Below are 16,445 nucleotides of genomic sequence, written 5' to 3'. Positions count from 1 at the left end.
GGCCAAAGAAGCTCATGGCCGCAGAACTTCCCAACATCCACTGGAAAGTCCGTTGCGGTTCAACTGATCTGATCGAATCGCATCAGCATGAAGGAGTGCGCGGGCGACCCGAGTTGTTCGCGCAGCTGGCACTCGTTCCCGCTCCTTGCGTTGTCAACGCCGTGGAGGACCGCATGAATCCCGATTTCCCGCTCTGGCTGCGGACCACGCACCTGTTGAACTTCGTGCTGATCGGGATCGTGCTGCGCAGCGGGTGGGAGATCATCGCCTCGTTGCCCCGTTTCTGGTGGCGCAACGACTGCAAGCCCGGTACTGAATGGATCAGGTTCACCCGCCGGAAGGTTCCGCGGGAAGAGGGCGTCTACACCTCGCTCATGGATGAGCGCACCGCCAGCCCCCTGCTGACGTTGCCGGGCAAGAAGAACATCGGCCTGGGGCGGCACTGGCACGGGCTGGGCGTGACGCTGTGGCTGGTCAACGGCCTCGTGTACACCGTGCTGCTGTTCGGAACCGGGCTGTGGCGGCGTATTGTACCCACCTCGTGGAGCGTGTTTCCCGACGCGTGGGCCTCGCTGCGCGTCTACGCCGGCTTCGGGGTCCCGTCGATCGAGCACTTCCAGCCCTACGACGCGCTGCAGATGCTCACCTACACCGCTGTCATGTTCCTCCTCGCACCGTTTCTGATTCTCACGGGGATCGCGATGTCCCCGGCCGTTCGCTCCCGCTTCCCCTGGTACGTGAAGTTCTGGGGCGGACATCAAGGGGCCCGTTCCCTGCACTTCATCGGCATGGTGCTGATGACGCTGTTCATCGTGCTGCACGTCGGGCTGGTCTTTCTCACCCATCCCGAGTACAACCTGCCGCACATGGTCTTCGGGGTGACCGACACTTCCCGCTACGCCCAGGCCTTCACGATCGCGATCATCACGATCCTCGTGGTGATCGGATTCTGGATCGTTCTGAGTTATCTCACCCTGGCCGACCGGCCTCGCGCGCAGCGGGTGCTGGTCGCAGTCACCGAGCCGATCCGCAAGATCACGCTGAACTGGATGGAGCCCCGCCTGAAGCACCAGGGCAGCTACACCGACAAGGACATCTCCGAGTTCCACTGGACCAACGGGCTCTCCCCGACGGCGGACGAGTCCACCGAGTGGCTCGCCCACCGCGACACCGACTTCCGCGACTGGCGACTCGAGCTCGGCGGTGCGCTGAGCGGGACGACCCTGCACCTCAGCCTGGACGACCTGCGCCAGCTGCCCAAGACCGAGTACATCGCCGTGCACACCTGCATGCAGGGCTGGTCGGCGACCTCCAAGTGGGCTGGCGTGCGCTTGCGCGACGTGCTCGCCCTCCTCGGCCCGCGCCCGGCCGATGCGCACTACGTGATGGTGACCTCGCACGGCCTGGCCCAGGAGATGGTCGACCACCGACCGCGCGAACCCTTCTACGCCGTCCTCGACATCGCAACGCTCCACGAGGACCACACGATCCTGGCCTACGAGCGCAACGACCGCCCGCTGGAGCTCCACCTGGGCGCACCGCTACGGCTGCGGGTCGAATCCAACCACGGCTACAAGATGGTCAAGTGGATCCGTTCCCTCGAATGGATCCGGGACTACGGCGAGCATGGCGACGGCCGGGGCGGCACCCGCGAGGACGCCGCGATGCAGGCGTTCAACGGCCGGATCTGACGAGGGAGCGGGCAATGATCAGCACCACCTACACCGTCCTGGGCATGACCACGTCCGCGGACGCCCGCGCCATCAAGGACAGCCTCAGCGCCGTGGATGGCATCGGCGCCGTCACCACCGAGATCGTCCCCGGCGGTGACTCGATCGTCACCCTCAAACACACGGACGACGTCGCACCCGACCGCGCGGACATCGAAGCGAAACTGCGGGAAGCCGGCGACTACGCGCTGCGGAACAGACCGAGCCCCTGATGTCTCCCCACCGCGCGTGATGGCCATCGCCCGGTGGAGGAGATGATCCAGTTACGGCCGTGTTCGCCCCGACCGGCCCGAATAGGCTCTTGGTCTCAGAGCTTTCCGACCTTAACGGGAGTCCACTTCGGATCAATCGAGCTGGCCGAATCGCATCAGCATGAAGGGGTGTGCTGCCGATTCGAGTTGCTCTCGCAGCTGGCTGCGTACTTCCGGAAGATGCAGCGCCTGAGTCGTCACTGACGCTGCCAGCCCGTCCGCTGCCGCCTGCAACCAGAGCTCCTGCATGGCCTCGCCCACCTGCAGCCACCCGATCCGATCGTCGGCCCTGCTACTCACAAGCAGGACCGACTCCTGGCGGATCCACTCGGTCAACCGCTCCTCATCGGCCAGATGCGTTCGCGAGGTGGCCAGTCCAGCTGCTCCGAGCCCGACCGACCCCAATGCCTCCAGGCGCAAACCCTGCTGCGGTGCCTGCGTCGAGGTGTTCATCCACATTCCGAGCTCGCGCTGGTACCCGCGGTCGCCGCGGAACACCCGCGCTGCGTAGGACAGCGCCCGCGCCACGGTCGCAGCCTCCGCCTCGTTGCCGATCCAGCGGAACGCAACCTGATCCTCCGCAACCGCGGGGCGCGGCGACGACCACGACACGGTGGACGAGGCATCCGCCGCGAACGGACGTCGTTCGCTCCGGCGCACACCGATCGCCTCGTAGCGTCGGACTTCCTCCGGAGCCGGATCACTTCGGTATAAACCGGCCAGCGTCGCCACGGCATCTCCCTGCTGGTGGCGGTGCAGCTGCGCATTCCACCCGAGACTGCGGGCCGTCACGAAGAGGTTCAGCAGCGCCGCACCGCAGGAGATGATCAGATCGCGACCCTTCGGATCGTGCCGCGGCAGCTCCAGGCCCTTCCGCAGGAACAGCACGACCCGGCGTTGCTGCAACTCCAACCACCACGGGCGGACGTTGTGCACCGACGGCGCCTGCTCCACCGCGTGTTCGAGCGCCGAGGCCTCATGCGAAGTCCAGCCTCGCTCACTGCGGCTGTCGACCCCACACCCGTCCATGGCACTCACCCCCAACGGGTACACGCCCACCGCACGCCGTCACACCCGCAACGTGCCCAGCCGCTGGATTCCCGGCGCTAGCCGAGGTGAAACGAACGGGCGACACGATCTGGTCGTCAAAACGCCGCGCACGGATCGGCGAGGCGCAAGAACGCGCTCTTCCATCAATCGCGCTGACGTCGTGTTGTCGGCACGAGCGCGCTTCATCGCCGACAACGGCGACGCGCACGAGGAGCGTGCACGCGGACTGAACGGGTCCCGCCACGAGACCGACGCGTTCCCGCTTTTCGGGTCAGTCACGGACGGAGCCGCGATCGCTCGCCTGTGCCCCGGGAGCGTTCATCGTGTGCTTGCCACCGCGCATACGTCAGCAGTACCGCAGCGAGCACGGACGCCAGGAGGAAGCCCGTGCCCGTACCGAGGAGCAAGCTCAAAACGGCGAACATGCCCGCGAGCACGCCCAAGGCCCGCCACACGGTCATCCAGTGCATCACTCGTGTGATGAGTCGGGGGTTCGTCATCCTGCGCGCGAAGTCAGGATCATCAGAACTGAGCTGACGTTCGATCTTTGCGAGTTGACGCTGCTCACGCCGGTGAAACATCTCTGCCCCCCAATCGACGTGGACGACCTGATGCACCCCAGCGTGCGAGGGTGCTGCGGGCCCCTATAGAGGACATCGCCCCTATTTGCTCCCAGCAAACAACCTGCTCGCAGGATTCGGGCCGGGCCCCGGGGTTGGCGCTGGATGCGCTCAAGCCCGGCTGCTCGGCACTTCTCGACGGGCAGTGTGCTCAGGGGTTGGCGGAGCCGTGGGTTCAACCGGTTGTTGCAACACTGGCTTGTTGGCGCAAGGAGTCCGGGTGCGGCGGTTTGTGCAGTGAGCACGACGAGCAGCACATCGGTGATCCTGATGCCCCGGACTCGCGCTGTCCGACGAGGCGCATCAACAACAGCACCACCAGGTATGCACCGTTCCGCGAATGATGCTTTCGAACAGTGGAACGGACAAGGAAAGAGCTGCTGCCACTCAGGCATGGTGACTCCCCTCGGCGTCGCCTCCCACCTCGCCCGCGACCCAGCCAGACGGCCCGGATGTGCGGCAGGGCCGCCCGGGCCTGCGCGTACACTTTCGGGTGGCGTCGTGCTCCCGGTGACCCCCAGGCCGGTTGAGCACGATGCCACCCGCTGGCCCCGGAGCAGCCTCGGCTGGTCGGTCGGGGCGGGGAGGTCGCCCGCTTGCGCGACGCACGCGTCCGGCGGGCTCGGGCACGATCGCGACCATGCCTCATGAGCAGACCGCGAAACCGACGGCCGGTCGCGACGATCAGCTCGTCCGCGAGCTGACGTTCCTGCGCCAGCAGCTGCACCAGGTCGAGCAGCACCTTTCCGAGATGCTGGAGTCTCTGGGCGGCACATTGCTTCCGGACCACGCCGCTGACACCGGGCCCACCGCCGCAGAGGGAGAGGGCACGAGCCAGAACGGGCGTTGTCGTGGGTCCCCGTAGCTAGCGTCCCCGGGCGCCGTGTGGCCGGGATCGCAGGGACCGGGCCGGAGTGAGGGCCCGGGCGGGCACGGCGTCGGTCCTGGTCCGCGGGCATGACCATGGCTGGGTGCGGCACGTGCGGTGGCGCTACGTCCAGGCGCATGCCTCGTCGAGCAGCCGCTGCGGGTCGTATTCGATGAGCGCCTCCGCTCGGGTCCGGCGGTCCGGGGCGGTCAACGGCAGCGCCACGCTCAGGGCCGCGCCGGCGGGGGTGTCACCGCGCAGGTGCAGCGCCGGGGTGGCCCGGTCGACAGGCCAGAGCCCGAGGATCAGAGACACCAGCCGCGGACAGTGCCGCCGCAGGTACTGCGCCCACAGCCCGGCCGGGGCGTCGGTGGTCAGGCTGACCACCCACAGCGGGGTGTCGTCGTCGCAGGCCTGCACGTCGAGGTGTGCCACGCCGCTGGCGGGCAGCGGCGCCTCGGCCACGCCGACCTCGCAGATCGTGCCGTCGAGATAGGACAGGACCAGCCGCAGCGACGGGTCCGTGGCCAGCACCACGGCGGGCACGAGGCCCGGCTCGCCGGTGCCGTCATCCAAGGCGAACGTGTCGATGGTGTCGCTGTCATCGCTGTCGGTGTTGTTCATGGTCGCTCGGTCCCTCCGTACGGTGGGGCGGCGGGGCCGGGGTGGTTCTCACACCCCGGCCCCGCCGGGGTTGACTCTCTGCCGCCCGGATGGCTTGTCTGATCTGCTCGACCGTGCTCGTCACCCCCGTGCCGGGTGCTGCGCCCGCACGAATCCCGGTGGCACCGTCCGCGGCTTTGACGCGCACGCCGCAGGCCGTCTCGGCGAGGAGGGCGCGGGCGAGAGTCTGCGGGAGCGCGGATGCGGCCGCTACCGCGTACCGCGCGGAGGGGCCCGTTCGAAGCCTCGCGACAAGGATGCGCTGCGTGTCAGCATGAATGCACACCGTCAGAAAAGAGGACAGTGGCCGTGTGCTCGTCGAAGGTGGCCGGGTGCACGTCTGCCGACTGTGGGTGGGCTGGTTCGTCCCTGGGGTGAGGAGCATGTGGTGGCGTCGATCCCGCGGCCGGGAACCCTCGACTGAGGGCGCGGTGGCGTTCACCTCGGAGGAGGTGGCAGTGGTGGACCGTGCCGTGCGCCGCGCTCCGACCGTCGGCGACAGCGGCTCGTGGTCGCTGTCGGTGCAGGACCGCGTCGCGTGGCTGTATGCCCCGTTGCTTCCGGGGTGGCACTCGCGCGAGGCGGAGGAACGTGACCGCTTCCTCACCGGCGGGGCGGCCGTGGGCAACCTGCAGCTGGCGATGCGTCAGCTCGGCTGGGCCACGCAGACCGGCCCTGAGCACGACCCTGGGGTGGTGCTGACCGTGCGTGGCAGCCACCGGGACGCACCGTCCCGCTGGGACGGGCAGCTCTACCGCGCGATAAACCGGCAGCTGCGCTACCCGCACGCCTTCGCCGGCCCGGCGCTGTCGCAACTGGCCACGGAAGCGATCGAACAGGCCTGCCACACCGACCGGGTCCGGCCGCGCTGGCTACGCAGCTACGACGAAGCCCTCGCCCTCGCGCACGTGCTGCTGGCCGCACGCCAGCCGCACCACCGACAGCAGCGCGACGACGAGGAGCTCGCCATGTGGCCACTCATCCAGTACGGATCTCGTGCCGGCCTATTCGGGGTGGAGGCGGCCACCACCCCGGAACAACTCGCCGCGTGGATCGCCGACGAGGACGTGCTGGCGCTGGTCACCAGCTGCGACGACACCGACGACCAGCTGCGGGCCGGACAGGCCATGCAGCACGCCTGGCTGACCGCCACCAGCCTCGGCTTGGTCGCCTCGATCATCACCCAACCCCTGCACCTGGACCACCTCCGCCAACAGCTGGCCGAGGTGCTCAGCACGCCGGAGACGCCGCACCTGCTGCTCCGCTGCGGCTACCCCGCCCGCATCCCACCCCCACGCCACACCGCGTCACGCCCGTAACACCCCGTTCGGCACTCCGCCTGGGACGGGGCCCGGAATCCGTGCGGCACCGCGAGCCTGCGTTTTTCTGGGGTCGGGGGAGATCCTGCTCCCGAACTGGGGGTTCGTGGGAGCGGGAACTGTGCTCGAACGCGGGGGAAGCATGCGAGCTGGCACGACGGTAATGATGGTGATGCTTTGCGAGGCTCGCGTGCTGGGCGCTGGTGTCGCGGTACTGCTCGGCGAGCGCGGTAAACGCCGGTGCTGGTCTGCTCGCGATGCTGCGCGCCGGTCGTGCCGGTAGCTGCCGCTGGATGTCGGCGGCGGGCCGGGGGTAATGGGGGCGATCCTGCGTCGGTGTCTGCATCGGTATGTGCAGGCCCGGGCGGTGATACACCCCTCGGAGGAGGGGTCGGACGCGACGCGGCCACCATGGTCGCTACAAAGTGATTTGTGACTGACACGATGTGTTGTTTTTCCTGGTGAGAAGGCAGAGTGGGTGGTGTTGGGCAAGCACCAACGGCACGGGCGAAGGGTGTTATCCGGGCAGTCGCGACCGCGCCTGCCGCGTGCTCGCCTGTCGGGTAACTCGCCGTGCAGCTGCTAGCCGGCGGCGAGTGCCTTCCGGACGCTTGTGTCCGCGCCAGCATCCTCGCCGCTTGGCGCGCTGTTCAGGGAAAGGGAGTGGTATGGCTGTGTCCGCCGTCGATCGCGATCGTTCCGTTCAGGCCGACAGCACCGCAATGCTGCCCACCGAGGCCGGGGCCGGCCGGTCGACTCCGGCGGTGGCATCGAGGGTGCGGTTGCGCATGCACTATGCGCCGCCGCAGGCGCCGGTGCTCGCCGTGGCCGGCGAGGTGGATGCGGTCACGACACCGCGGCTGGCCGAATTGCTGTGGGCGCGACTGCAGTCCACGATGCCCGCGCTCGTGCTCGACCTCAGCGAGGTGAGCTTCCTCGGCCTGGATGGCATCACCCTGCTGGCCGCCGTCGAGCGCTACGCCCGCTACCGCGGCACCGCCGTGCATCTGGTGACCCGCACCCGCGCCGTCGACCGAGCGCTGCAGGCCGGCGGCCTGACCGACACGCTGCCACGCTTTCACACCACGGCCGCCGCCCGCGCCGGGCAGCCGAGCGCGACCCCACCGATGGTTCCGATGCCGCGCAGGCCCAACCGCCTGGAGCAGGCGAACTGACACGCGCACCGTTGTGCGCTCACAGCAGCAGTACGAATCGACAGCCACAGACCAAACGAGAGCGAGGACAATCATGAAACCGAGTCTCGCGTCCGCGTTGGAGATCAGCGATGAGCTGCGTGACCTGCTCGATCGTGAGCGTGGCAACGAGCAGGCCGAGCAGGACGAGCGGATTCACGCCGAGGCGCACAGGTTGGAACACCTCACATGCGCGGCAGCGCGGGAGGGAACCGCCTACCCCGCGCTGGCAGCGGGCCTGGCCGATTTCGCCCACAACATCAGGAAACGACTGGAGACAGCCTCCGAACAAGACCAAGCCACCTGAACAACGACCCAAAGGCGGATGGGTGCATGCTGCCATGCACCCATCCGCCCAAGCCGCACCAGCCCTCGCGCAGCACCGCCACCGGCCGGGCGATTTCCCAGCTCAGCTCGCTCGTGAGGCGGGCTCGGCTCGTGAGGCGGGTCTCGGGCCGGCCAAACGGAGCGTCTCAGAACCAACATGCTGAAACATGGGCCCCTGAGTCGCCGGTACACTGTTCGACCCCACAACGCTTGTACCCTCCGATGCTGTCGGACCTCTGCGGACACGGGGAGTCCAGCACCGTAGGTGGCGCATCCCTGCGTGCGCGGGGATCACCCTTGATGGCCACACGATATCTGCCTGAACCCCGTTGTACTTTCAGTTCGTGAGCAGCAACCAGTAGAGGACGAGCCACTACGTACGCCAAAAGATCCGGATCACCCCCCGCGGCGGTCCTTGCGCCTAGTGGCTCGTCTATGAACGTTGATCGGGCTATTTGATCTTTGCTTGGGATGGTCGGACATGCTGTCTCTGCGACGGTGGTGAGTTCGTGGAGGTGGTCGATGCCGCGTCGTCCGGAGGTGTTCGTGCGCCCGGTCAGCCTGGCTGAGGGTCAACGCCTGCAGAAGGTCAGTCGCACCTCGACCGACCCGGTCAAGCTGCGCCGGGCGATCGTGGTGTGGGCTTCTGCCCAGGGTCAGTCGGTGCCCGACATCGCGCATCTGCTCGATGTCAGCGCCGACTACGTCCGCGATGTGGTCCACGCGTTCAATGAGCGGGGGTTCGAGGCGTTGTCGGCAAAATGGAGCGGGGGCGCACCGAGGGTGATCGATGAGTCCACCCGAGCTCGGATCTGCGCGATCGCCGGGTGTGACCCCCGTATCCTGCGGCAACCGTTGAGCACGTGGTCGCTGGCCAAGCTGTGCGACTACCTCGTGGCCACGGTTACGTCGAGCGGATCAGCCGCGAGACGTTGCGCCGGATCCTGCGTGACGGCGGCGTGTCCTGGCAGGCCACCACTACGTGGAAAGCCTCCAATGATCCCGAGTTCACCGCCACAATGAGCCGTATCCTCGATCTGTACGATCACCCACCCGCCGACGGGCGCGTGGTCTGCGTCGACGAGTTTGGCCCGCTGAATCAGCTGCCTCGTCAGGGCAAAGCATGGCGTCCGTGCACAAGTCCCCGGCGCCTACGGGCGACCTATCGCCGCACTCAAGGAGTGCGGCACATGTTCGCCGCCCTCGACCTGGCCACCGGCAAACTCACCTACCGCATCCGGGGCCGCAAACGCTGGCGCGAGTTCCTCACGTTTCTCAAGCAACTGCGCAGCCGCTGGCCGGGCCAGCGCTCTACCTGATCCTGGACAACTTCGGGCCGCACACGCGGCCCGAAGTCCTGACCTGGGCCGCGGCCAACAACATCGAGCTGGTGTTCACCCCGACCAACGCCTCCTGGCTGAACTGGATCGAGCCCGAGTTCGCCGCCACGGGCTATTTCGCGCTGAACGGCACCGACCACCGCAGCCACGCCGAACAGAACGCCGCCATCGGCGCCTACATCCGCTGGCGCAACCAACGCGCACAGCCGAAACGAGACTTCGCGATCAACTCAAAGATCCGACAACCCGATTACACGATCAACGCCGCCTGACACGCCACTAGAGCCAACGACGCCGGCCGGTCCGAGTCCGGACCGGCCGGCGTCGCCGCTGGTCGCAACGGCGGAGGCGGAGGGATTCGAACCCCCGGAACCTTGCGGTTCGCTCGCTTTCAAGGCGAGTGCATTTGGCCGCTCTGCCACACCTCCTCGGCACCGCCAGCCTAGCGCTCGCGCCCGCGCGGGCGACTCCCCGGGCCGGGGCCCGGGCACCTCCCGGGGTCAGTCGACGGCCGCAGCGGTCTCGTCCACGGCCTCGGTCGCCCGTTCGTGCTCGATCAGCCGGCCGAACACGCGCGCCAGCACCTCCTGCTCCTCCTCGGTGAGCAGGTCGATCATGTGCTCGCGCACACCGGCCACGTGCCACGGCGCGGCGCTGCGCAACTTGTCCCATCCGGCGTCGGTCAGGATCGCGAACACGCCACGGCCGTCCTCCTCGCAGTCGAGGCGGGTCACCCAGCCGGCGCGTTCCAACCGCCGCACCTCGTGCGAGATCCGACTCTTCGAATGCGCCACGTCCTCGGCGAGTTCGCGCATGCGCATGCGCCGGTCGGACTGCTCGGACAACCGGACGAGGATCTCGTACTCCGCGATGGACAGCTCGTGCTCGGCCTGCAGCTCGCGGTTGAGCCGGTGCTCCAGCAGCGCGCTGCCGACGATGTACGAACGCCACGCCGCCATTTCGCGCTCACCGAGCCACTCGGCCCGCCGATCGTTCCCGTACCTCACCCGGCCAGGCTATCGCCACGCGCACACCTGCCGGGATGACGCGGCTCTTCGGAGCATCCGCGGGGCGCAACTGCGCTACCGCGACCGCCGCGGCAGCATTAGGCTCAGCAGCAATCCCCGCACAGCCGGATCCCCACCGGAAAGAAGGTCCGTTGACCGCAGCGGTTGAGATCATCGACCTGGTCAAGCGCTACCCGAAGAGCAACACCACCGCCGTGGACGGTTTGAGCTGCACCGTGCAGCACGGCGAGATCTTCGGCCTGCTCGGCCCGAACGGCGCCGGCAAGACGACCACGGTCGGCATCCTCACCACGCGCGTCGTTCCCACGGGCGGCGTAGCCCGGGTGGCCGGTGTCGACGTGGCACGCGACCCGGTGCGCACGCGCCGGCACGTGGCCGTCGTGCCGCAGCGGGTGAACCTCGACCGCTCGCTGAACGTGCGGCAGAACCTGCTCTGGCACGCGATCTACCACGGCGTGGACCGGCAAACCCGGCGCCGCCGCGCCGACGAGCTGCTCGAGCACCTGGGCATCGCCGACAAGGCCACCTCCCGCGTCGACCACCTCTCCGGCGGGCAGTCCCAGCGGGTGATGATCGCGCGCGCCCTGATGCACTGGCCCACGGTGCTGTTCCTCGACGAACCCTCCACCGGGCTCGACCCGCAGGCCCGCCTGTTCGTCCACGAACGCATCGCCGAACTCCGCGAAGCCGGGGTCACGGTCGTGCTCACCACGCACGACATGGACGAGGCCGAGAAGCTCTCCGACCGGGTCGGCATCGTCGACCACGGCAGGCTGCTCACGCTGGACACGCCGCGCGCGCTGATCAAATCGCTGCCCGGCAGCGGGACCGTGCACGCGAGCCTGCGGGCGAACGGGCACGACGCCGCGCGGATCTGCACCCGGCTCGGCGAAGTGGGCGGCGTGCACCGGTGGGAGCGGATCGACGACGGCGCCGACGAGCTGCGGCTGCGGCTGTACGTGGCCGAGGAACCCGCGAGGATGCTCGCGCCCATCGCGCACACGCTCAACGCGCACGACGTGGACATCCTCGAGCTGTCCCCGGCCGGTGCGACGCTCGAGGACGTGTTCATCGAGCACACCGGAAGGGAGCTGCGTTGACCTCGGTGCGCGCGTTCTTCGCCGTCCTCGGCCGCGACGTCGTCGTCACCGGCCGCGAGCTGCCCAGCTTCCTCGCCCAGGTGATGATCCAGCCGGTGTTCATGCTGTTCATCTTCGGCAGCGTGCTCGGCCAGCTCGGCTACGTGCAGCCGGAGTACGCGCGCATCCTGCTGCCGGGGATGATCGCGCTGAACTCGTTCCTCGTCGCGTTGCAGACCACGTCGTTCCCGCTGGTCGTCGACTTCTCCTACACGCGCGAGATCGACGACCGGCTGATGGCGCCGCTGCCGACGCCGTGGGTGGCGCTGGAGAAGATCCTCTTCGGCGCCACGCGCGGGCTGTTCGCCGCGGTGCTCATGGTGCCCATCGGCTTCCTCATGCTCGGACCGATGAACTGGGAGTTCGGCCTGCACACGCTGCCGGCCGCGGTGTGCCTGCTGCTCGGCGCGATCACCGGCGGTGCGACCGGGCTGACCTTCGGCACCGCCGTGCCACCGCACCGCATCAACATCATGTTCGCCGTGCTGCTGGCACCGCTGATGTTCACCGGCTCCACGCAGTTCCCGTGGGCGCAGCTGCAGGACCTGCGGTGGTTCCAGGTGGTGTGCGCGATCAACCCGCTCACCTACGTCAGCGAAGGCCTGCGCGGCGCGCTCGTGCCCGAGATCCCGCACATGCCGTCGTGGATCTGCGTGCTCGCGCTCGTGCTCGGCTGCGCCGGGTTCACCTGCGCGGGGATCCGGTTCTTCCTCCGCCGCGCGTTGGACTGAGGAGGTTTCAAATGTGGTTCGCCCGGCGGAGGCGGCCGCGCTGAGTACGGTCGGGGCATGTACGCGATCACGATCCGCGAACCGGGCTCCCCGGACGTGCTGGAATGGACCGAACACCCGGACCCGCGCCCGGCAGCGGGCGAAGTCCTCATCGACGTGGCCGCCAGCGCGGTCAACCGCGCCGACCTCGTGCAGCGCCAGGGCGCGTACCCGCCGCCGCAGGGTGCCAGCGACATCCTCGGCCTGGAGTGCTCGGGCAGGATCGCCGAGCTCGGCGAGGGTGTGACCGGCTGGTCCGTCGGTGACGAGGTGTGCGCGCTGCTCGCCGGCGGCGGCTACGCCGAGAAGGTCACCGCGCCGGCCGAGCAGGTGCTGCCCAAGCCCGCGGGGGTGGACCTGACCGCCGCGGCCGGGATCCCCGAGGTCGCCTGCACCGTGTGGTCGAACGTCGTCATGCACGCCGGGCTGCGCGAGGGGCAGCTGCTGCTGGTGCACGGCGGTTCCGGCGGGATCGGCAGCATCGCCATCCAGATCGGCACCGCCTTCGGCGCGCGCGTGGTCACCACCGCCGGTTCCCCGGAGAGCCTGCGCTACTGCCGCGAGCTCGGTGCCGAACTCGCCGTGAATTACCGCGAGGAGGACTTCGCGGCGGCGGTGAAGAAGCTCGGCGGCGCCGACGTCGTCCTCGACAACATGGGTGCGTCCTACTTGGACAGCAATCTGGCGGCGCTCGCACCGGACGGGCACCTGGCCGTCATCGGCATGCAGGGCGGCAGCACCGCCGAGCTGAACATGGGCAAGATGCTGCTCAAGCGGCTCAGCCTCTCCGTGCTCGGGCTGCGCGGCCGTCCGGTGCACGGTCCGCACGGCAAGGCCGCCATCGTCGCCGACGTGCGCGAACGCCTGTGGCCGCTGATCGGTTCCGGGCAGGTGCGCGTGCACGAGCACGCCCGCGTGCCGATGCCCGAGGCCGCGCGCGCCCACGAGACCCTGGAGTCCGGCGGGGTGCGCGGCAAGGTGCTGCTCGAGCGCCCCTGAACGCGAGCGCCTCACCTCTCGAGGGGTGTACGTTTCTCGAGAAATGTCGGCGATGTTTCTCGTGGGTGCTCAAGGGGTGGGTGCAAGACTGGCGGTATGCCTACGAGTGTGTCGTCGTTGCAGCAGCAGCGGGTGTGGTGGTGGCATCGTCAGGGAGCGACCGTGGCCGCGATTGCTCGGCTGGTTGCGGTGTCGTCTACGGCGGTGGAGGGTGTCCTCAATGCGCATGGCGGGATGGCGCCTGCGCCGCGGCGGCGGCATCCGCAGGCGTTGACGCTGTCCGAGCGGGAGGACATTTTCGCTGGTCTGGCCGCTCAGCAGACGTTTACCGCGATCGCGGCCGGACTGCGCCGGTCCGTGTCGACGGTCTCGCGCGAGGTGGGCCGCAACGGCGGTCGGGAGCACTACCGGCCGGCCCAGGCCGAGCAGGCCGCCGCCGATCGGGCGCGGCGGCCGAAACGCTCGGCCCTGGCCGAGCGGCCGCAGTTGGCCGCCTGGATCGCCGACCGGTTGGTCTACGACCGGTGGTCGCCGCGGCAGATCGCGGCCCGGCTGCCGCAGGAGTTTCCGCATGATGAGGACATGCGCACCTCGCACGAGACGATCTACCGCAGCCTGTATGTGCAGTCCCGCGGCGAGTTCCGCCGCGAACTGACCCGCTACCTGCGGCGGCGCCACTCCCGCCGCCGGCCGCAGACCCGTGTCGGCGAAACGCGGGGCCGGCTGCCGGACGCGGTGCCGCTGTCGGCCCGGCCGGCCGACGCCGAGGACCGCGCCGTGCCCGGCCACTGGGAAGGCGATTTGATCCTCGGCCGCGGTGGCTCAGCAATCGCCACCCTGGTCGAGCGGCACTCCCGCTTCGTGATGCTCACCGCCCTGCCCCACGGCAAAACCGCCGACGCCGTCGCTGAGGCGCTGGCCAGCATCATCACCCGCCTGCCCACCCAGCTGCGCCGCAGCCTCACCTGGGACCAGGGCAAGGAAATAGCCAACCACGCCCACTTCTCCGTCGCCACCGGCCTGCCCGTCTACTTCTGCCCACCCGGCACCCCCTGGCTCCGCGGCAGCAACGAAAACACCAACCGACTGCTCCGAGACTTCCTGCCCAAAGGCACCGACCTGGCCCAACACAGCCAAGCCGACCTCGACACCATCGCCAACAAACTCAACGCCCGCCCCCGCTGGACCCTCAACTGGGCCACCCCCGCCGAAACACTCCACCCCACCCTTGCACCCACCCCCTGAACCCGCCCGAGAAACGTACACACCCCCGGCGGAACAGCAGGTCAGCGGCGTCCGCCCGGCAGCACTGGCCGCGGGCCTACCTGCGGGACCTCCCTGCGGGGCCTGCCTGTGGAGCGTGCGGGGACGGGCATCGGGGGCGCTGGTCGCGGGCGGTCCGGGCACAATGGGGTGCGGCGGAAGGGCCACCGCACCGGCAGGGCCACAGGCAGGCACAGGCAGGCACCGGCACGCACCGGCAGGGCCACCGGCCCCGCTATCGGCAGGACCACCGGACGACAACCCGGGAGCAACGATGTCGCAGTTCTTCCCCGGTCAGCAGGAGCAGGGTGAGACCGAGCACCGTTCGCCGGTGTTCGTCCTCGAAGACGACGCGCAGGGCGGCGAGGAGGCCGCGGGCTCCGAGCAGCAGGGCGAGGACCTGCGCAGCATGGTCGAGCAGCCGGCGAAGGTCATGCGGATCGGCACGATGATCAAGCAACTGCTCGAGGAAGTGCGGGCCGCACCGCTGGACGAGGCCAGCCGCGGTCGCCTCAAGGAGATCCACCAGTCCTCCGTCCGGGAGCTCGAACAGGGCCTGGCTCCGGAGCTGGTCGAGGAGCTGCAGCGGCTGGCGCTGCCGTTCACCCGGGACGAGACGCCCTCCGAGCCGGAGCTGCGGATCGCCCAGGCCCAGCTCGTCGGCTGGCTGGAAGGTCTGTTCCAGGGGTTGCAGACGGCGCTGTACGCCCAGCAGATGGCCGCTCGGGCCCAGCTGGAGCAGATGCGCCGCGGTTTGCCGGCGGGCGAGGAGCAGCAGCAGGAGGCGGGCCCGCGCACCGGCCAGTACCTGTGAACCGCCGCACCCGCGCCCGGCGGCTGCGGGGCGAGGCCGGTGCGTCCGCCGCGTCGCACCGCGGGCTCGTGCAGCACCGCCGCGGCGGACATCGAAGCGAACACCGGGTGCACCGGGAGGAGACTCCCCGTTCGGCGCCGGAAAAGCACGAACTCGCGGATGGATGACGCCCCGAGCAGGGACCGCGTTGACGGTCGGTAGTCTGACGCATTGTGCAGGCAACGAGCACGCAGGAACACGTCCCGGTTCCCCCCGCGAGTTCATCGCGCTCTTGGAGCAAGGGAGTCGGTGACGTCATCAGCGCACTCCGGCAGCGGGAGTTGTGGGCGCACCTCGGCTGGCAGGACATCAAGCAGCGGTACCGCAGATCCGTGCTCGGGCCGCTGTGGATCAGCTTCGGGATGGGCGTCACCGCCGCCGGCCTCGGGGTGATGTACTCCACGATCTTCGGCCAGAACCCCGCCACGTACGTGCCGTACATGGCCATCGGGTTCATGATCTGGTATTTCATCCTCGGCTCGTTGACCTCGGGCTGCACGGTGTTCATCCAGAACGAGGGGCTGATCAAGCAACTGCCCGCCCCGATCAGCGTGCACGTGCTCCGCACGGTCTGGCGGGAGTTCCTGCTCTTCCTGCACAACTTCGTCGTCTACTTCGCGATCCTGGCCATCTTCTGGCCGTGGATCGACATCAGCTGGACGATCATCACGGCGATACCCGCGCTGGGCCTGCTGCTGCTGAACAGCGGATGGGTCGTGCTCCTGTTCGGCGTGACCAGCACCCGCTTCCGGGACATCCCACCGGTGGTCAACAGCCTCACCCAGCTGGTGTTCTTCATGTCGCCGATCGTCTGGCCCATCGACGTCCTGGAGGAGAACGCCGGCCCGCGGGCGTGGCTGGCGCAGCTCAACCCCGTCTACCACTACGTGGAGATCCTCCGCGCCCCGCTGCTGGGCAGCGACCAGGTCTGGCACCACTGGTTCGTGGTGCTGTGCCTCACCGCGGGGGGATGGCTGCTGGCGCTGCTCATCCTGCGCAATTACCGCTCGCGCGTGCCGTACTGGGTCTGAT

General features: G+C 68.8%; 18 protein-coding genes, 1 tRNA gene and 2 pseudogenes. 16 read left to right on the top strand and 5 right to left on the bottom strand.

Annotated features, from left to right (window positions below; all coding sequences use genetic code 11):
• The first annotated feature begins 173 nt into the window (after window positions 1–173).
• Both ACVGV2_RS00755 and ACVGV2_RS00750 read left to right on the top strand, forming a co-directional pair.
• Window positions 174–1,691 carry a molybdopterin-dependent oxidoreductase gene (locus ACVGV2_RS00755; RefSeq protein ID WP_459164123.1) on the top strand — a complete coding sequence of 506 codons (1,518 nt, stop codon included), beginning with the start codon at window positions 174–176 and terminating at the stop codon, window positions 1,689–1,691.
• 14 nt (window positions 1,692–1,705) lie between these two features.
• Window positions 1,706–1,942 carry a heavy-metal-associated domain-containing protein gene (locus tag ACVGV2_RS00750; protein WP_459164122.1) on the top strand — a complete coding sequence of 79 codons (237 nt, stop codon included), beginning with the start codon at window positions 1,706–1,708 and terminating at the stop codon, window positions 1,940–1,942.
• Between the two features lie 132 nt (window positions 1,943–2,074).
• Here ACVGV2_RS00750 and ACVGV2_RS00745 read toward each other — a convergent pair whose 3' ends face one another.
• Together ACVGV2_RS00745 and ACVGV2_RS00740 are read right to left on the bottom strand one after the other, a co-directional pair.
• Window positions 2,075–3,010 (bottom strand): Acg family FMN-binding oxidoreductase, encoded by a 936-nt coding sequence (locus tag ACVGV2_RS00745; protein WP_459166088.1) that lies wholly within the window; start codon window positions 3,008–3,010, stop codon window positions 2,075–2,077.
• A 296-nt stretch (window positions 3,011–3,306) separates the two neighbouring features.
• Window positions 3,307–3,612, bottom strand: a complete 306-nt coding sequence (locus ACVGV2_RS00740; protein WP_459166087.1) for a DUF3040 domain-containing protein — start codon at window positions 3,610–3,612, stop codon at window positions 3,307–3,309.
• Window positions 3,613–4,291: 679 nt separating this feature from the next.
• Between ACVGV2_RS00740 and ACVGV2_RS00735 the strand changes: the two genes are divergently transcribed.
• Window positions 4,292–4,516 (top strand): hypothetical protein, encoded by a 225-nt coding sequence (locus ACVGV2_RS00735; RefSeq protein ID WP_459164121.1) that lies wholly within the window; start codon window positions 4,292–4,294, stop codon window positions 4,514–4,516.
• A 126-nt stretch (window positions 4,517–4,642) separates the two neighbouring features.
• On the opposite strand, the gene ACVGV2_RS00730 is transcribed toward ACVGV2_RS00735, so the two are convergent.
• Window positions 4,643–5,143 carry a hypothetical protein gene (locus ACVGV2_RS00730; RefSeq protein WP_459164120.1) on the bottom strand — a complete coding sequence of 167 codons (501 nt, stop codon included), beginning with the start codon at window positions 5,141–5,143 and terminating at the stop codon, window positions 4,643–4,645.
• A 497-nt stretch (window positions 5,144–5,640) separates the two neighbouring features.
• Between ACVGV2_RS00730 and ACVGV2_RS00725 the strand changes: the two genes are divergently transcribed.
• The 7 genes and pseudogenes from ACVGV2_RS00725 to ACVGV2_RS00695 all read left to right on the top strand — a co-directional run bounded on the left by ACVGV2_RS00725 (window position 5,641) and on the right by ACVGV2_RS00695 (window position 9,633).
• Window positions 5,641–6,501 (top strand): hypothetical protein, encoded by an 861-nt coding sequence (locus tag ACVGV2_RS00725; RefSeq protein WP_459164119.1) that lies wholly within the window; start codon window positions 5,641–5,643, stop codon window positions 6,499–6,501.
• Window positions 6,502–7,175: 674 nt separating this feature from the next.
• Window positions 7,176–7,676, top strand: coding sequence for an STAS domain-containing protein (locus ACVGV2_RS00720; protein WP_459164118.1), 501 nt, complete (start codon window positions 7,176–7,178; stop codon window positions 7,674–7,676).
• Between the two features lie 73 nt (window positions 7,677–7,749).
• Window positions 7,750–8,001, top strand: coding sequence for a hypothetical protein (locus tag ACVGV2_RS00715; protein WP_459164117.1), 252 nt, complete (start codon window positions 7,750–7,752; stop codon window positions 7,999–8,001).
• A gap of 491 nt (window positions 8,002–8,492) precedes the next feature.
• Window positions 8,493–8,861, top strand: a pseudogene (locus tag ACVGV2_RS00710) (helix-turn-helix domain-containing protein); the annotation flags it as partial.
• A gap of 23 nt (window positions 8,862–8,884) precedes the next feature.
• On the top strand, window positions 8,885–9,340 hold the full coding sequence (locus ACVGV2_RS00705; RefSeq protein ID WP_459166095.1) for a transposase: 456 nt from the start codon (window positions 8,885–8,887) through the stop codon (window positions 9,338–9,340).
• A pseudogene (locus ACVGV2_RS00700) lies at window positions 9,316–9,402 on the top strand (hypothetical protein); the annotation flags it as partial. The gene ACVGV2_RS00705 and the pseudogene ACVGV2_RS00700, both read left to right, overlap by 25 nt.
• A gap of 9 nt (window positions 9,403–9,411) precedes the next feature.
• The gene (locus tag ACVGV2_RS00695) at window positions 9,412–9,633 is read left to right on the top strand and encodes a transposase (protein WP_459166086.1); all 222 of its coding nucleotides are present in this window, start codon (window positions 9,412–9,414) and stop codon (window positions 9,631–9,633) included.
• 71 nt (window positions 9,634–9,704) lie between these two features.
• Here the strand turns inward: ACVGV2_RS00695 and ACVGV2_RS00690 are convergent.
• Together ACVGV2_RS00690 and ACVGV2_RS00685 are read right to left on the bottom strand one after the other, a co-directional pair.
• A tRNA-Ser gene (locus ACVGV2_RS00690) sits at window positions 9,705–9,789 on the bottom strand.
• 72 nt (window positions 9,790–9,861) lie between these two features.
• Window positions 9,862–10,320 (bottom strand): MarR family winged helix-turn-helix transcriptional regulator, encoded by a 459-nt coding sequence (locus tag ACVGV2_RS00685; protein WP_459166085.1) that lies wholly within the window; start codon window positions 10,318–10,320, stop codon window positions 9,862–9,864.
• 200 nt (window positions 10,321–10,520) lie between these two features.
• Here ACVGV2_RS00685 and ACVGV2_RS00680 point away from each other — a divergent pair, with 200 nt between their 5' ends.
• The 6 genes from ACVGV2_RS00680 to wzm all read left to right on the top strand — a co-directional run bounded on the left by ACVGV2_RS00680 (window position 10,521) and on the right by wzm (window position 16,444).
• Window positions 10,521–11,489, top strand: a complete 969-nt coding sequence (locus tag ACVGV2_RS00680) for an ABC transporter ATP-binding protein (protein WP_459164116.1) — start codon at window positions 10,521–10,523, stop codon at window positions 11,487–11,489.
• Window positions 11,486–12,259 (top strand): ABC transporter permease, encoded by a 774-nt coding sequence (locus ACVGV2_RS00675; RefSeq protein WP_459164115.1) that lies wholly within the window; start codon window positions 11,486–11,488, stop codon window positions 12,257–12,259. The genes ACVGV2_RS00680 and ACVGV2_RS00675 overlap by 4 nt, the downstream gene beginning before the upstream one ends.
• A 57-nt stretch (window positions 12,260–12,316) precedes the next feature.
• Complete coding sequence (locus tag ACVGV2_RS00670) at window positions 12,317–13,297, top strand: NAD(P)H-quinone oxidoreductase (protein ID WP_459164114.1); 981 nt, start codon at window positions 12,317–12,319, stop codon at window positions 13,295–13,297.
• A 96-nt stretch (window positions 13,298–13,393) separates the two neighbouring features.
• Window positions 13,394–14,542 carry an IS30 family transposase gene (locus tag ACVGV2_RS00665; protein ID WP_459164113.1) on the top strand — a complete coding sequence of 383 codons (1,149 nt, stop codon included), beginning with the start codon at window positions 13,394–13,396 and terminating at the stop codon, window positions 14,540–14,542.
• A 292-nt stretch (window positions 14,543–14,834) separates the two neighbouring features.
• Complete coding sequence (locus ACVGV2_RS00660; RefSeq protein WP_459164112.1) at window positions 14,835–15,374, top strand: bacterial proteasome activator family protein; 540 nt, start codon at window positions 14,835–14,837, stop codon at window positions 15,372–15,374.
• Between the two features lie 212 nt (window positions 15,375–15,586).
• Entirely contained in the window at window positions 15,587–16,444 is an 858-nt protein-coding gene (gene wzm / locus ACVGV2_RS00655; RefSeq protein WP_459164111.1) for a galactan export ABC transporter permease subunit Wzm/RfbD, read from the top strand.
• Window position 16,445: the final 1 nt, after the last annotated feature.

Source organism: Bounagaea algeriensis (assembly GCF_054491375.1).
This window is presented reverse-complemented; position numbering and strand designations above follow the sequence as displayed.

Coding starts and splice junctions, on each gene's coding strand:
- ACVGV2_RS00665 (WP_459164113.1), top strand. CDS start 13,394: ATGCCTACGAGTGTGTCGTCGTTGCAGCAGCAGCGGGTGTGGTGGTGG.
- ACVGV2_RS00740 (WP_459166087.1), bottom strand. CDS start 3,612: ATGTTTCACCGGCGTGAGCAGCGTCAACTCGCAAAGATCGAACGTCAG.
- ACVGV2_RS00660 (WP_459164112.1), top strand. CDS start 14,835: ATGTCGCAGTTCTTCCCCGGTCAGCAGGAGCAGGGTGAGACCGAGCAC.
- ACVGV2_RS00735 (WP_459164121.1), top strand. CDS start 4,292: ATGCCTCATGAGCAGACCGCGAAACCGACGGCCGGTCGCGACGATCAG.
- ACVGV2_RS00685 (WP_459166085.1), bottom strand. CDS start 10,320: ATGGCGGCGTGGCGTTCGTACATCGTCGGCAGCGCGCTGCTGGAGCAC.
- ACVGV2_RS00750 (WP_459164122.1), top strand. CDS start 1,706: ATGATCAGCACCACCTACACCGTCCTGGGCATGACCACGTCCGCGGAC.
- ACVGV2_RS00745 (WP_459166088.1), bottom strand. CDS start 3,010: ATGGACGGGTGTGGGGTCGACAGCCGCAGTGAGCGAGGCTGGACTTCG.
- ACVGV2_RS00715 (WP_459164117.1), top strand. CDS start 7,750: ATGAAACCGAGTCTCGCGTCCGCGTTGGAGATCAGCGATGAGCTGCGT.
- ACVGV2_RS00755 (WP_459164123.1), top strand. CDS start 174: ATGAATCCCGATTTCCCGCTCTGGCTGCGGACCACGCACCTGTTGAAC.
- ACVGV2_RS00730 (WP_459164120.1), bottom strand. CDS start 5,143: ATGAACAACACCGACAGCGATGACAGCGACACCATCGACACGTTCGCC.
- ACVGV2_RS00670 (WP_459164114.1), top strand. CDS start 12,317: ATGTACGCGATCACGATCCGCGAACCGGGCTCCCCGGACGTGCTGGAA.